The sequence below is a fragment of the Bifidobacterium ramosum genome, assembly GCF_009299505.1.
Classification (GTDB): Bacteria; Actinomycetota; Actinomycetes; order Actinomycetales; family Bifidobacteriaceae; genus Bifidobacterium; species Bifidobacterium ramosum.
In genome coordinates this window covers 69,260-84,787 of the sequence record NZ_WBSM01000013.1, presented here as the reverse complement: position 1 = coordinate 84,787, position 15,528 = coordinate 69,260, and the positions used below count along the sequence as shown (strand labels likewise).

Here is a 15,528-nt window from a genome sequence, read left to right as displayed (position 1 = left end):
TTGCATCATGGATCCGGCTCGGTCGTCGCGAGCCGCACCGCGTTCACGCCGACCGGCTCACCGCGCCCGAATCGTCCGGGACAGCTCGATCCCGCCATCGTCGCCGGGATCGCGGGCGGCGCCGATCCGAGCGTGATCAGCGAGATCAGCCACACGTCGGCGGCCGCACTGCTTGACCGGGTGCATCATACGGCCGATCCCGAGGTCGTCGCGCGCGTGCTGACATTGGTCGATCACGAAGGCATCGATCTGATCGCGGAACTGTGGAGCCATGCGGAACCGGATTCGCTGCCGGGGATTCTGTGGCGGCTGTATGTGTTGCGCACGTGGATGCGGCGGCATGACGCATCGATCGCGCGGCTGTGGCGGGTCGGCGAGCCAGTGGCGACGGCGGCGTCGGCGATCGCGGGCGTGGATGATGCGCCGACCGAGGCGGACATCGCACGGACGGCGGATTCGATTCTGGCTGGCGCGTTCGTGGGCGATTTCGCCGTGGCGCTGGAGCGGGCGGCCGCGTTCACCGATGTGGTGGCGCTGGGACTGCGCGTCGAGGCGAAACATCTGAGCGGCGGCGGGCAGCGGGACAAGGCCGCGCGGCTGCTGCACACGTCGGGGAACCTGATGGTCACGTCGCGTGATTTCCGGCACGGCGCGAATCTGTGGCGCCGTGGCAAGCTGGAATAGCAACCTAGTCATGTGCCTTTCTTGAAACTGAGAGGCAGATTCCGTGATGCGCATGGGTCTTTCCGCAAACTGAGAGGCAGCCGCCATCACGTCAGACGCGACTCACAGTACTTTTCGGGGGTATATCATGTGATATGACTCCTGTGTCTGCCTCTCAGTTTGGAGAAAGACCCCGGCAATCTCGGAAATTTGCCTCTCAGTTTGAAGAAAGCTGATCCTGGTTGATTCCGATCGGAGGGAACAACACGCGGATGCTCATCGCCCTGGCACCCGCTATACTGAGTATTCGCGTCGGGCCGTGCATAGCCCCGGGCTCCATTTTTTGCCGCTGCGAGCGGCCTTTGCGCCGACAGGCGCTTTCACGGTTCGACGCTTCATCGCTTGCTTATGTATCTTCTGACCACTTGTGTCATACTGTGCGCCCCTATGCACACTCCCCTTCAACGGACATACAGCCGATTTCACCGTCGGAATCGACTGTATGTCCGTTGAAGGGGAGTGACATTCCTAAGAGGAACGTAAAAACACAACAACATCCTCGCCGTCCCCTTCCAGTCCTGTCCCTCAACGGACATACAGTCGATTGACCCTACGGAATCGACTGTATGTCCGCTAAGGGGGAGGCCGGACGCCCCGCGTCTGAGGAACTCGCACAAGCACACTCCACCCAGCCCCTAACAACTCCGCCCAGCAAAAAACGGAATACAGCCGATTCCGGTGGCGAAATCGGCTGTATGTCCGTTAGAGAAAGACGACGCTACGCGACGGCGGGACGCAACGCCACGGCGAACGTGAACTCGGCCTCGTCGAGGCGGTACTCCTCCGCCAGCGCCGGTCCGCAGCTGTTCGAACCGATGCCGGACTGCATGTAGTCCACGCACACCACGGTCGAATCCGCACGCTCCAGCTCGCTGTTATGCGCCTTGCGCGTCAGCTCCTCGGCCGTGTACGGCAGCGTCTGGAAGTCGAACGTCCGCTCGCCGAACACCGTCAGCTCCACGCCGTCACCGGACACGGACGCCCAGTCGCAGTCGTGGTGGTTGCCGTTCTCCTGCGGCTTGATGTACGGCTCGAACAGCGATTCCGGCGTGCCGGAGAACACGCCGTGCCAGCTGGCGCGATGCTTGTCGACGTAGCTTTCGACCGGACCGAGACCGCAGTAGGCCACGTCGCGCATCGACTTGGGCACGAACAGGCGCAGGCCGAAGCGCGGCAGGAACGGAAACGCCGTGTCGCGCGTCACATCCATCGACAGTTCGACGGTGCCGTTCGGGTGGATCGTCCATGTCGCGTCGATGTCGGCGATGCGCTGCACGATCGGTGCGACCAGTCCGATGCGCGCCTGCACCGTCACGTCGCCGGCCACCGCGACCACGTCGACGTCCGCATCCGCACCGTCGCCGAACGACGCCACGAACGTCGGCTCGCCCTCGGTCTGCGCGGCGGTATCCGCGTCAACCAAGTCCACCGCGGACACCTCGCCGGTCTCCGGCGCGACCACGTCGTCCTCGTCCACAAGCACACTGACATCGTATGCACGGGCGTACGCGCGGTCGTACTGCGCACGCTGCCACTTTTCGCGGATGTACTGGTCGTTGTCGGTCGGTGCACGCCAGACGTTGAGTTCCATCGGACGGTCGAGTAGCGACCGGTTCGCGAACGTCATCGTCGAGAACAGACCGGTGCGCTTGTCGATGACGTAGCGGAAGTCCGGCGATTCGATGGTGACGCTGGCGTCGTCGTCTTCGACCGTGAGCAGCGGCGGAATGACGGAACCGGCCGCGCAGGCGTTGCCGGATGCGTCCTCGGCGGGCACGTCGTCGGAGGGCGCAGCGCATGCACAGTCGTCGCCGCAACCATCACCGCATCCGCACCCGCAGCCAGCGGCAGCGACCTCACCGGCACCGCCAGCCTCCTCATCGTCGCGCGCGGCGGCGAGCAACGCCACGACCGTCCGGTTGCGCGGGTCGGCGGTCGGCACCGCGACCTCGTCGAAGCCGAGCGGGAATCCGGCGAGCAGCACGCCGTCGTCGGTCAGACGATATGTGCGCACGAGCAGCGTCACCTTGCCGGCGGCCGCGCCCAGTTCGTCGATCGCCGCACGGATCGCGGTCGGCAGTTCCACCGTCGTCTCGCCGTGCGGTTCGATCGCCGGCATGCCCGGCGTGTAGTTGCCGGGGTGCTCCGCGCGGTACGCGTCGCCCGCGGCCGCGTCCTCCTCCCAGGCCGCGTTGACGACCGGCCGGCCGTCGACCACGAGCGTGAAGTCGAGGAACAGACCCGCGTCGGCGGTGTTGAGGAAGTCGTAGTAATTGTGCAGCGTGACCGTGCCGGTGGCCGCATCGAATCCGGCGACGCGCACCGGCCGGTACACGTTCTTGAATTCGAGCAGGCCGGTGTGCGGCGTGCGGTCGGGGTACACGAGGCCGTCCATGCAGAAGTTACCGTCGTTCGGGTATTCGCCCGAATCGCCGCCGTACGCGTATTCGCGCCGGCCGGCCGGGCTCGTGCCGCGGTCGATCGCGTGGTCGCACCATTCCCAGATGCAACCGCCGACGAGTCCGTCGTACCGCTGGATGCGGTCGAAGTAGTCCTCGAGGTCGCCCGGGCCGTTGCCCATCGCGTGGCAGAATTCGCACAGGAAGTACGGTTTGACGCCGTTGTCGCCATCGTCACCGCCGAACATGCCGTCGCGCTTGCCGTCCGGCGTGCGCGGGCCTTCCTCGCTGAAGTACTGGTCGATGTCCTTGATCGACGGGTACATGCGCGAGTGCACGTCGAGATGACTGAAATCGTATTCACGGTCGGCGGTCACATAGCGGGCGGACTCGTAGTGCGTGAGTCGGCTCGGGTCGAACGCCTGCGTCCATGCGAGCGCGGCCTCGAACGTGCAACCGTATGCACACTCGTTGCCCATCGACCAGAAGATGATGCTCGGACGGTTCTTGTCGCGTTCGACGCAGCGCTGCACGCGGTCAACGGTGGGCGCGGTGAAGGCCGGGTTGTCGGCGATCATACGCGGCCAGCGCGCGGCGGACGCGTCCCAGCTCGTGTCCTCGGCGATCTCCTGATCGGTGCCGTGGCTTTCGTCGTCGGCCTCGCCGATCACGTAGAAGCCGAGCCGGTCGTACAGGTCGTAGAAGTGCGGCGCGTTCGGGTAGTGGCTGGTGCGGATCGCGTTGACGTTGTGCTCTTTCATGAGCGTCAGGTCACGCATGATCTGCGCCTCGCTGATGACCGGCCCGGTGACGGGGTCGGAGTCGTGGCGGTTGACGCCGTGAATCTTGATCGGCTTGCCGTTGACCTTGACGACGTTGCCGTCGACGCTGACCTCGCGGATGCCGACGTGGTCGGTGATCGTCTCGTTCGCGGTGGTGTAGACGATGGTGTACAGGTACGGGGTTTCGGCGGTCCACAGCTTCGGATCGTCGACGACGAGCCGCGCGTGGGCGGTCGGCAGGAACGCGCTGTCGCCGGCGGCGGAGTCCGTATCGACGATGGTGGGCGACGCGGTGCCGGTGGCGATCGCGAGGTGCAGTGCGGCTTCCGCGTCGGTCGGTTCGGTATCGTCGGCGATCTCGTCGATGGATTCGATCGTGCCTTCCTCGAGGTCGTCGGCGGCGGATTCGTCGGCGGCCTCGGCGGCGTCGAGCAGCGCGTCCTCGGCCTCGCCGTCCGCATCGTCCGCGGGATCGGCAACGTTGTCATCCGACTCGGCATCGCCATCGTTCGCAGCCGTGCCATCGTTCGCAACATCGGCATCCGCAACGCCGTCGATCGGCTCGGCCTGCGTCTCGGCGACCAACTCGCCGTCCGCATCGAACAGCTGCACGGTCACCGGCACGTCCACGTCGTCGAAGAACGCGAAGTCGACGTCCACGGTCGCATGGTCGACCGGCGACGCGTCGTATTCGGCGTCGGTCAGATCGTCCAGCAGACGCGGGTCGACATTGCGCCAGATCGCGGTGTGCGCGAAATAGTCGCGGATCGCGTCCTCCGGGCGATCCAGCAGGTACACGTCGCGGAAGATGCCGGACATGCGGAACTTGTCCTGATCCTCCTGATAGCTGCCGTCGCACCACTTGAGCACGAGCACGGCGAGCATGTTCATGCCGTCGACGAGTGCGTCGGTCACGTCGAACTCGCTGGTGGAGTGCGAGACCTGCGAATAGCCGATGAACGTGCCGTTGAGCCACACGTAGAAGCACGAGTCCACGCCCTCGAAATCAAGGAAGGTGCGCGGCGCGTCCGGGTTCGGCGTGTGCTCGAACTCGTGGATGTAGACGCCGCACGGGTTGTCGTGCGGCACGAACGGCGGGTCGAGCGGGAACGGGTAGTTGACGTTCGTGTACTGGTGGCCGTCGAAGCCGTGGTTCTGCCAGACGCTCGGCACCGGGATCGCGGTGAAGCCGGCGGCCTCGCGGCCGTGGCTGACCGCCGCGCGATGCTCCCAGACCTCGGCGTCGGCGTCCGTGCCGACTCCGTCGAAACCGTCGTCGCAGAACGCGGGCAGCCCGGCCTTGCGGGCACGGCGCACATCCGCGTCGAGATCGTAGATGCTGGCGTAGTACTTGAAATCCCAGTCGCCGTTGAGCAGCGTGAACCGGTCGGAGTTCACACGTCGCTCGCCGACCGTGTCCATGCGGCGCGAGGCGGGGATGTAGTAGGCGCGGTTCGGCTCGGTGCCGACGTGCAGGGTGTCGAGATCTTCGTAATACCGTGGGATGAACATGGGTTCGGCGCTCCTTCGGGCTGGTTGGACGGTATCGATGATAACGCTACCATCATGCGTTGTCCGGCGCACTCGCGACGCGCGCACCGGCCATCGCGCTCTCGTGACACACGCCGGCCGCCGCACTCTCGCGATGCACGGCACCCCGACCGGCCACCCCGATTGTTCCCGGAATCAACCCGGAGAACGATGCCCCGCGCGGCCCGCCCGGCCGATAATGAAGGTACCGATACGAACGGTTCGGCAGGGAGGTGCAGATGACGAATCATCACGACTGGAAGCAGTACGCGCTGCAGGCCGTCGTACTGGCGGCCGTGACCGCGCTGGCGTTCGGCATGATCGTCGCGGCGATGCCGCACCGGATGCCCGCCGACCCGCACACGTGGGTCGTGCGACCGCTCGCCATCGCCCATCGCGGCGACGACACCGCCCCGGAGAACTCATTGCGATCCATCGCCAACGCGGCCCGCAATGGCGCCGACTACGCCGAGATCGACGTGCGGCTCACCGCCGACGGCACGCCGGTCGTCTTCCACGACCGCCGCACCGGCCGCCTGTCCCTGCGCGGGCGCGATGTGCCGGTGTCGTCGCTCACCGTACGGCAACTGCAGCGCATGGTGATGAGCCAGCACGGCGAACGGTACCGCGTGCCGACGCTGGCGCAGGTTATCGACGTGGCGCAGCGGACGTCGAGCGACATGGATCTGCTGCTTGATCTCAAAACGAACGTCCGACATGCGCGACGGCTGACCGATGCGGTCGCCGCACAGATCGAACGATACGGTTTCGCCGACCGGGTGATGATGATGTCCACGAACGACGAAATCGTGACGATGATCCGACGGCGGCACCCGGATTGGATCGTGGGTAAATGCGTGAGTCCTGCCGGGCGGACAGCCGTCGAATGGACGCGCGACGCGGATTTCGTGGTGATGCGCGGCGATCGGGTGACGCGTGAGATCGTGGACCACGCGCATCGCGACAACCTGTCGGTCTATGCCGGCGTCGGTGGCGACGCGCGGCAGGCGAACCGGTGCCTGGGACTCGGCGTCGACGGCGTGCTCAGCGACAGCGCAGGCATCGCGCTGCGTGCCGCCGAACGCCACGAAACCCGGCTGGCGCGCGGCTGAATCACGCGACTGTCCCGCGGCTGGTCCGCGGCTAACCGGACATCGATCGTCCGACCGAATCACGAAACTGACATCGTGCAACTGGATCACGCGATTAGCCGGACGTCGATCGGCTGACTTGCAGCTGATCGGACTTGGTCATCCAACCTCGACTGACCGGACGTCAGTCGTCCAACCGACCACGCGACCGACCATCCATCTGCTTTTCAGCACACCCAGCCATCCCCATCTCATCCGCTTCTCCCCCTTAACGGACATACAGCCGATTCGGGTGGGCAAATCGGCTGTATGTCCGTTAGGAGGGGGGGGGAAGAAGCCTCACTAACGGAACAAGAATCATCCCCATGCATAACCGACGTAAGTCCACACACGCCAACGTCAGCCCCCCCACACACAACAACGGACATACAGTCGATCCCACGGGAGAAAACGGCTGTATGTCCGTTGAAGATAGCGCCTTCATTGACTGAAGATAGAGCCTTCACTGACTGAAGCAAGAATCACCGCATACAAAACACATGCAAAAACGGACATACAGCCGATTCCGTACGGGAAATCGGCTGTATGTCCGTTAAGGATGGATGACCGGCGGCGACTTACTCGCCGCCACGACGATCACCGCACAGACTCACTGTGCAGACCCACCGCACAGACTCACTGCACCTGGGCGCGGGCGATCTTGCCGGTGAAGGAGTTGGCCTCGTCGGCGTCCTTCACGCCGTCCTTGTTCCAGGAGAACATGGCACGCAGCTTCGGGCCGACGGTCTCGATGCGCTCGTTGGAGTACTTCTCCTGCAGCTCCTTGAAGTGCGGGGCGCCGGCATCCTGGTCGTCGATGAACTCCTTGGCGAAGGAGCCGTCCTGAATGCGCTTGAGGTGGTATTCCATGCGCTTGCGGCAGTCCTCGTTGATGACGGTGTTGGTGTAGTCGCCGTACTGGGCGGTGTCGGAGCAGGACCAACGCGCCTTGTTCAGACCGCCCTCGTTCATCAGGTCGACGAGCATCTTGAGCTCGTGGCAGACCTCGAAGTAGGCGATTTCCGGCTGGTAGCCGGCGTCGGTGAGGACCTCGAAGCCCATCTCGACGAGCTTGTTCACGCCGCCCATGAGGACGTTCTGCTCGCCGAAGAGATCGGTCTCGGTCTCCTCCTTGAAGGTGGTCTTGATGGCGCCGGCGCGCAGCGCACCGAGGGCCTTCGCGTAGGCCAGGGTCAGCGCCCAGCCGTCGCCGCGCGGGTCCTGCTCGACGGCCACGACGACCGGAACGCCACGGCCGGCGGCGTACTCACGACGCACGATGTGGCCCGGGCCCTTCGGCGCGACCATGAACACCGGGTGGTCCTCGGTCGGCTTGATGTAGCCGTAGTGAATGTTGAAGCCGTGGGCGAACGCGACGGCGGCGCCCGGCTTGATGTTGGGCTCGATGTCGTTGGCCCAGATGGTGCGCTGGTACTGGTCCGGCGCGAGGATCATGATGACGTCGGCCTCGGCGGCGGCTTCCGGAACGGACTTCACTTCGAGGCCCTGCTCCTTGGCGAACTCGACCGACTTGGAGGTCGGGCGCAGGCCGACGACCACGTCGACGCCGGAATCGCGCAGGTTCAGCGCGTGGGCGTGGCCCTGCGAGCCGTAGCCGATGATGGCGACCTTCTTGCCGTCGAGCACGGAGAGATCGGCGTCGTTGTCATACCAGATTTGTGCAGCCATGTAAGCACTCCTTGTACTTGCGTGCCGTCGTCCACAAGGATGCGGCGCGGCACACGGTGTTGTGTGGTTGCGCATGATGTGATGCGCGTTTGGGGGTTCGGGCGCGGTTCACCCGAGCGGTCTCAAGCGTGAGGATTTTGTCCTCGAAACTGCTCCCCATCCTACCGGCAACCCCGCCGCCATCCGGTCATCGTCCACAACGTGAGCCACGTCACGTTCCAAACGTGGACATCGCACGCGCGTCCCGGTCCGATCATACGGTCGTGCAGCCGCACACCGTCACTCAGTGCGCGCAATCGACTCACCTGCGCGTACTGAGTGATGATTCCGCACCCCGAACCATCACTCAGTGCGCGCCGACCATACGATTGCGCGCACATAGTGACGATTCGCTGACGGTTCGTTGACGATTCTGACGATTCGTTGACGATTCGCACCGCAAACGCAAAACAGCCGCCGCCCCCAACAACACGGGAGCGGCGGCTGTTGCAAAAGCCGTCTGCTATCGGCTACCTGCGCCTAGCGACGCAGCGGAGCGGCAGAAGTCACTGCACCTGGGTACGCGCGATCTTGCCGTTGAAGGACTCGGCCTCGTCCTGATCCTTGGCCGGGCCGTTGTTCCAGGAGAACATGGCGCGCAGCTTCGGGCCGACGGTCTCGAGGTGCGGGTGCGAGTACTCCTCCTGCAGCTTCTTGAACTTCGGGGCGCCGGCGGCCTGATCGTCCATGAACTCCTTGGCGAAGGAGCCGTCCTGAATGCGCTTGAGCTGGTACTCCATGCGCTTCTTGGTCTCCTCGGTGATGACCGTGGAGGTGTAGTCGCCGTACTGGGCGGTGTCGGAGCAGGACCAACGGGCCTTGTTCAGACCACCCTCGTTGGCGAGGTCGACCAGCATCTTCAGCTCGTGGAACACCTCGAAGTAGGCGATCTCCGGCTGGTAGCCGGCCTCGGTCAGCACGTCGAAGCCCATGTCGCACAGGTGGTTGATGCCGCCCATCAGCACGTCCTGCTCGCCGAACAGATCGGTTTCGGTCTCCTCGGTGAAGGTCGTCTTGATGGCGCCGGCGCGCAGCGCACCCAGAGCCTTGGCGTAGGCGAGGCACAGCGGCCAGGTCTTGCCATCCGGGTCCTGCTCGACGGCCACGACGACCGGGACGCCACGGCCGGCGGCGTACTCACGACGCACGATGTGGCCCGGGCCCTTCGGCGCGACCATGAACACCGGGTGATCGGCCGACGGCTTGATGTAGCCGTAGTGGATGTTGAAGCCGTGGGCGAAGGCCAGCGCGGCACCCGGCTTCAGGTTCGGCTCGACGTCCTCCTTGTAGACCTTGGCCTGGTACTGGTCAGGCAGCAGGATCATCACGACGTCGGCCTCGGCGACCGCTTCCGGCACCGGCTTGACCTCAAGGCCCTGCTCCTTGGCGAACTCCACGGACTTGGAGGTAGGACGCAGGCCGACGACCACGTCGACACCCGAGTCACGCAGGTTCAGCGCGTGAGCGTGGCCCTGCGAGCCGTAACCGAGGATGGCGACCTTCTTGCCATCGAACACGGAGAGATCGGCGTCCTTTTCGTACCAGATAGTTGCTGCCATGATAGGCACTCCTTTATGTTGCTTGTGGGCGTTGGTAAGTCGCCCGACAATCGGTGAGATTGGTAGGGCTTTCGACGTTGGGATTGTGTCCCGTAGAGGAAAGTCATCGTCTCCTGCCGCACTGTTCTAGTCCGGTAGGGGTTGGCGTGGATGATCACGTCCAAATATTGAATGATTGGTTTGATTGGTAATGTTTGGATGATGTGACGACGTGATTACTTCGTGAAATCAACGTCCGTGCTGAGCCGTCAAGCGGACGACGAACTTCGTTCGTCCTTCGCCGCAAGCGGCTCACTTCGCCTAGTGACAGTCCACAGGACTGTCACTTTAACGGCTCAGCAGTGGGCTTCCGCAGGCGAAGTGAGCGATCGCAAGACAGGCGATCGCGAAGCCGACAATCAGTCGTTGATTTCACTTCGTGAAATCAACGTCCTTAGTCTCCTTGCAAGTGAGCACCGCGACGAGGCAGCAGACGGCCATCACGCCGAGGTAGAGGCCCACGGAGTGCACGCCCCAGTGGGAGCTGAGCCACGTGGCGATGGTCGGCACGAACGCCGCGCCGACGATCGCGGCGAGGTTGTAGCCGATGCCGGAGCCGGAGTAACGCACATTCGCGTCGAACAGCTCAGGCAGGAACGCGCCGATCGGTCCGAACGCGGTGCCCATGAGCGCGAAGCCGACGCACAGGAACACCATGTTCGCAAAGAAGTTGCGCTGGCCGACGACCTGGCCGTTGAGCAGGAACGGGAACAGCAGCGCGAACACGACGAGCAGCACCGACGAGGTCACGATCACGCGACGACGGCCGAACTTGTCGGCGTTCACGCAGGAGATCACGATGAACACGGCGAACACGCAGATCGCGATCATCAGCATGAGCAGGTACTCCTGATTGGTGAATCCGAGATCGCCGCCGCCCTCGGCACCGGTCTTCGTACCCCATGCGAGCGACCATGTGGCGAGCGTGTAGAACAGCGTGTACGTGACGGCCACGAGGAACGTCGCCTGCAGCACCTGCTTCCACGACTTCCTGAACACCTCCACGACCGGGGCCTTGACGACCTGCTGCTGCTCCTGGGCCATGCGGAAGATCGGCGTCTCCTCCATCTGGACGCGCACGACGAGACCGACGACCACGAGCACCGCGCTCAGCAGGAACGGCACACGCCAGCCCCACGCGAGCATCGCATCGGCATCGTTGAACGACTCGAGCACGAAGTACGTGCCGTTCGACAGGAAGAAGCCGATCGGCGCGCCCAGCTCCGGGAACGAGCCGTACAGCGCGCGCTTGTCTTCCGGCGCGTTCTCGGTGGCGACCAGCGCTGCACCCGACCATTCGCCGCCGAGGCCGACACCCTGCACGAATCGCAGCAGGCACAGCATCGCGACCGCGCCCACGCCGGCCGTCTTGTAGGTCGGCAGGCAGCCGATCAGGAACGTGCCGACGCCCATCGTCATCAGTGAGACGACCAGCGTGGCCTTGCGCCCGAGACGGTCACCAAAGTGGCCGAAGACGAGCGAGCCGAGCGGTCGGGCGATGAACGCGATCGCGAACGTGAGGAAGCTCGCCAGCATGGCGACGGTCGGGTTGGTCTTGTCGGAGAAGAAGATGTGCGGGAAGTAGTTCGCCGCGGCGGTGCCGTAGGCGTAGAAGTCGTAGAATTCGATAGCCGTGCCGACCATCGAGGCGGCGATGACGGTCTTGACCGAGTCGCGGGCGACGGATTTCAGCTTGCTCGCCACGGCGGTGCGCGTCGTGGATTCCACTGCTGACATGTGATGCTCCTGTAGGTCTGTGTTGTGTTGTTTGTCGGGGTTCGTTACATCCTGTGCGATTGCGTTCGTGTGCTGCTTGTGATTCTGACCGGTGACCTTGTGGGGCGTATCAAAAAAGCCCCGCCGTTCAGGCAGGGCTTCTTGCGAAGATCGCGACTTCTCGCTTGCGCCCTGCCTTCGTTGGCGGGGCTTCAAGCTGTATGCCGAATCAGTCCGCCAACGAAGACGGAATAATAATTCGTGCGGACAGCAGAGCGTTGTTCACGGACAGAACGTTGGACTCAACGGTTGCAGTGTATCCAGTCATCGCGGCGAACCTCCTTTCGGTATCGAACGTTACCACCGAGCTGTGTGCTCGACTGGCTCCATACGATAGGAGCGGCCGCCGTGGCGAACCAGCGCATGTTCACTATGTGACCCTCGCGCGGTGATCCTTGGCACGATCACCGCGCATCACGCAACCGATCACACGGATGCGCCGGATGCCGTCAAGGACGACGTCACGCGGCCTTCGGCGCGAGCGCGGCGGCGATCAGCACGACGACGATCGCGACCACGAGCAGCGCGACGTAACCGAACGTCATCACCGCGACCACGCCAAGGCAGGCCGCGAGCACGACGCCCCACGTATTCGCCGCGTTGAACACCGCGAGATACCGCGCGTTGTCACGCGGATCCGGAATCGTCGCGGCGACGACGTCCTGGTTGAACACGTCATACAGACCGAACGCGACCCCGGCGACCGCGCCGTACACAAACAGTCCGACGTTCGCGACCGCGGGAGCGATCAGCAGTCCCAGTACCAGCGGCAACAGGATCGCCGCGGCGTATACCGCGCACGCCACGATCACGACGGTGCGCGTGGCGACGTCCTTCGCCTCGCACCATTCGCCAAGCCGGCCGGACCAGCCGGCGGCGACAGCCGCACCGACCAGCGTGCCGAGTGCGATCATGAGCATCGCCACGCACACCGGCCAGATCAGCGGCGCGGACGACACGGCCGACCGCGCGTCCATGTACCACGCGGCGAGCACATAATGCCGCACGATCAGCCACTGGAACACGGTCATCAGACTCACGCCGGTCATCATGCAGATGCGCGCGATATACGCGCGACGGAAGGCGGCGTTCTCGTCGCCGGCCGGCAGCGTCAACACCGTCTTCACCGCAGCCTCCGACGAGTACTTCTCGGCCGCGATCGACTCGCTCGTTCCTTCCTTCGGCCATACGAGCACCGGCACGACGCCGGCCAGCACGAACACGAGCGCGGTCAGGCCGAACGGCAGGGCGCCGTCGATCGCAATGCCGCCCACGCCGAGCGCCACGCCGAGCATCTGGCCGACCATGAGGCCGATGCCGCGCCAACGCATCGCCCGTTCGCGGAACTTGTCGGGCAGGCGTTCGCCGAACGCGGCGGCGAGCGGCGCGGCGAGCATCGCGTACGTGATCTGCAGCAGCAGCCAGAAGAACAGCAGACCGCCCACGTTGGCAAGCGCGCCGAGCGGCAAGACGAACACCGCGCTGAGCAGACCGCCGGCCAGAATCCACGGGGTGCGGCGGCCGTACTTCGTGCGCGTGTGATCGGAGTGGACGCCGACGACGATGTTCGCAAACAGGCCGACGATCGAACCGACCGCGACGACGATCGCGAGCCACGGCAGCGGCGCGATACCGGCCATGCGCGAGGCTTCCTCGGTGGCCGACAGCGATGCGCCGGCATGGGCGGTTCCGGCGAACGGGTTGCCGTACATGCGGTCGACGAGCGCGGGCAGCGCGACCATGTTGAGCATGGCCCACGGCAGGGTGCGCAGCAGTGCGGCGAGCGTGAAGCTCACGGTGAGACGGTGGACCGCCGGCTTGGCGGGCCGGCTGCCGTCGGCGGCGACCATCGGGTCGCGCATGTCGAGGAAGGCGGAGGATGCGTCGGCGATCGGCGTGGGCGGGATCGCGGTGGCGACGGCGGGCGATCCGGCGGTGGACATGCGCACGGCCTGCGTTTCGGTGTGCGCGGCGGAGTCGTCGGGCTGTTCGCGTTCGATGTGGACGGCGAGGCGCGCGATGGCCTTCTTGTCTTCGGGGGTGAGCGCCTTATCGAGGTCCGGGCGGTCGTCGATGCCGGGGCGGATGTAGATCTGGCCGGGCAGCGGCTTGGGCTGCGGCGGCTGTTGCGGTTCCTGCGGTTGCTGCGCGGACTGTTGTGACTGTGCGGATTGCGATTGCTGCGATTGCGCAGACTGCGATGATTGGCTTGCGGATTGCTGGTTGTACTGACTGTCGGTCATAGTTCGGCCACCTCTCCCGTTCTGCATATGATTCTTCTCTACGCAGCTATGGTAACGGCCGCCCTCAACGATTCCTGCTCCCGTTCAACGGACATACAGCCGAAAACGGTACCTAAATCGGCTGGTTGTCCGTTAGAGGGCGGGGCATATTGCACAAAGGAACGTCCTCAAAGATCGTCCACTCGTCTGCGTCCCCATTGTTATCGGACACGCAAAACCACTAACGGACAACCAGCCGATTCGGACCCGCTTTTCGGCTGGATGTCCGTTGGGGAAAGAGATCACCGCGTGGAGTCGCCGATCCGCAACGTCAGCGGCAGCAGATCAGCGGTACCCGCACCCGCCGCACCGGACGAACCGTCCGCACTGCCCGCAGACGCACCGGCGCCCGTCGATCCGGCCGCATCACGATCGGCATCGCCGGCACCGACGGCACCAGCCGCACCGCCAGCACCGCCTGCGATCAGCCCGGTCATACGTGCCGCCACGGCCGCCGCCAACCCCTCGAAATCCTGCCGTACCGCGGTCAGCCGCACGCCCGCGGTCCCCGCCAGATACGTACCGTCGTACGCGACGATCTGCACGTCGTCGGGAATCCGCACACCGCAGCGGATCGCCTCCTGCACCGCATACGACGCACCGAGATCCGAGCTCACGATCGCGTCCACGGCATCCTCGCCGCGACCGTCGCCCGCGCCGCCGAACCAGTCGAACACATGATGCGCGGCAACCGCATACCCTTCGAAATCACCGACTTCGCCGGCCTCGACGTAATCGTAGCGCACGCCGGCCGCCTTCAGCTCGCGTTCGAGCGTGAGGTAATACCGCACGGTCGGGAAGGTCGTGTCGCGCACGCCCGCGCCCACGGTGTCCGCGCCGCCGACGGCCAGGTCGTGGAACTGCGAACGCGGCCCGCCGATCATCACCACATGCCGCGCGCCGGTGCGGATGAGCAGTTCGGCGAGCATCCGCCCGCCCTGCTCGTGGTCCGAACCGACCGACGGAATCCCCGTGCCGAGGTACCGGTCGAACGCGACAACCGGCCGCCCGATCGATGTCCAGTAGTCGGTCGGGTGCGCCGTGTGCGCGGCCATGACGATGCCGTCCATCATGTGTCGCTGCAGCATGTCGATGTACTCGGATTCGCCGGTGTCGGAGTCGGCCGTGGAGCACAGCATGGTGCGCAGGCCACGCGCGGAGAACTCGCGTTGCAGCGCGGCGGTGAACGTCGCGAAGAACGGATGGCGGATGGTCGGCACGATCACGCCGATCGTGTTCGTGCGGTCGCGGTACAGGTTGCGCGCGAGTTCGTTGGGGATATAGTTGAGTGATTGCATCGCCTCGGTGACACGCGCCCGCATGTCGTCGGACACGTATCCCGTGCCGTTCACCACCAGCGACACCGTACTCAATGACACTCCGGCCTTCTTGGCCACATCACGCATGCCGACCATGGCACACCGCCTTTCCACATCGAATTGCGAGTCAACCACCACTCAATTACCGACTGGTATGTATTCTACTCGAACCGGTTCGGCGGGGATGCCGTGTCGTGCATCGTGTCGTTCGCCATGTCGTGACGACTGCGGACAGCTGCGGACGATTACGGACGATTACGG

At 64.7% G+C, this 15,528-nt stretch carries 8 protein-coding genes; 2 read left to right on the top strand and 6 right to left on the bottom strand.

Annotation, left to right across the window (positions count from 1 at the left end):
- Positions 1-684, top strand: a complete 684-nt coding sequence (locus DSM100688_RS10500; protein ID WP_152359057.1) for a hypothetical protein — start codon at positions 1-3, stop codon at positions 682-684.
- Between the two features lie 757 nt (positions 685-1,441).
- Here the strand turns inward: DSM100688_RS10500 and DSM100688_RS10495 are convergent.
- A complete protein-coding gene (locus DSM100688_RS10495; protein WP_152359043.1) occupies positions 1,442-5,416 on the bottom strand; it encodes a glycoside hydrolase family 2 TIM barrel-domain containing protein in 3,975 nt (1,324 codons plus the stop codon).
- A 257-nt stretch (positions 5,417-5,673) separates the two neighbouring features.
- Between DSM100688_RS10495 and DSM100688_RS10490 the strand changes: the two genes are divergently transcribed.
- On the top strand, positions 5,674-6,546 hold the full coding sequence (locus tag DSM100688_RS10490) for a glycerophosphodiester phosphodiesterase (RefSeq protein WP_152359042.1): 873 nt from the start codon (positions 5,674-5,676) through the stop codon (positions 6,544-6,546).
- A gap of 654 nt (positions 6,547-7,200) precedes the next feature.
- Here DSM100688_RS10490 and ilvC (DSM100688_RS10485) read toward each other — a convergent pair.
- The 5 genes from ilvC (DSM100688_RS10485) to DSM100688_RS10460 form a co-directional block, all read right to left on the bottom strand.
- Positions 7,201-8,253, bottom strand: a complete 1,053-nt coding sequence (gene ilvC, locus DSM100688_RS10485; protein WP_100497085.1) for a ketol-acid reductoisomerase — start codon at positions 8,251-8,253, stop codon at positions 7,201-7,203.
- Positions 8,254-8,798: 545 nt separating this feature from the next.
- The gene (ilvC, locus tag DSM100688_RS10480; protein WP_152359041.1) at positions 8,799-9,851 is read right to left on the bottom strand and encodes a ketol-acid reductoisomerase; all 1,053 of its coding nucleotides are present in this window, start codon (positions 9,849-9,851) and stop codon (positions 8,799-8,801) included.
- Positions 9,852-10,262: 411 nt separating this feature from the next.
- Positions 10,263-11,627, bottom strand: a complete 1,365-nt coding sequence (locus DSM100688_RS10475; protein ID WP_152359040.1) for an MFS transporter — start codon at positions 11,625-11,627, stop codon at positions 10,263-10,265.
- A 500-nt stretch (positions 11,628-12,127) separates the two neighbouring features.
- Positions 12,128-13,909: an MFS transporter gene (locus DSM100688_RS10465; protein WP_163146952.1), complete on the bottom strand. Its 1,782-nt coding sequence runs from the start codon at positions 13,907-13,909 to the stop codon at positions 12,128-12,130.
- Between the two features lie 281 nt (positions 13,910-14,190).
- Entirely contained in the window at positions 14,191-15,363 is a 1,173-nt protein-coding gene (locus DSM100688_RS10460) for a LacI family DNA-binding transcriptional regulator (protein ID WP_152359037.1), read from the bottom strand.
- Positions 15,364-15,528 lie beyond the last annotated feature (165 nt).

Excerpts from the sequence above, each read along its gene's own strand:
- DSM100688_RS10495 (WP_152359043.1), bottom strand. The coding sequence starts at position 5,416 with ATGTTCATCCCACGGTATTACGAAGATCTCGACACCCTGCACGTCGGC.
- DSM100688_RS10490 (WP_152359042.1), top strand. The coding sequence starts at position 5,674 with ATGACGAATCATCACGACTGGAAGCAGTACGCGCTGCAGGCCGTCGTA.
- ilvC (WP_100497085.1), bottom strand. The coding sequence starts at position 8,253 with ATGGCTGCACAAATCTGGTATGACAACGACGCCGATCTCTCCGTGCTC.
- ilvC (WP_152359041.1), bottom strand. The coding sequence starts at position 9,851 with ATGGCAGCAACTATCTGGTACGAAAAGGACGCCGATCTCTCCGTGTTC.
- DSM100688_RS10475 (WP_152359040.1), bottom strand. The coding sequence starts at position 11,627 with ATGTCAGCAGTGGAATCCACGACGCGCACCGCCGTGGCGAGCAAGCTG.
- DSM100688_RS10465 (WP_163146952.1), bottom strand. The coding sequence starts at position 13,909 with ATGACCGACAGTCAGTACAACCAGCAATCCGCAAGCCAATCATCGCAG.
- DSM100688_RS10460 (WP_152359037.1), bottom strand. The coding sequence starts at position 15,363 with ATGGTCGGCATGCGTGATGTGGCCAAGAAGGCCGGAGTGTCATTGAGT.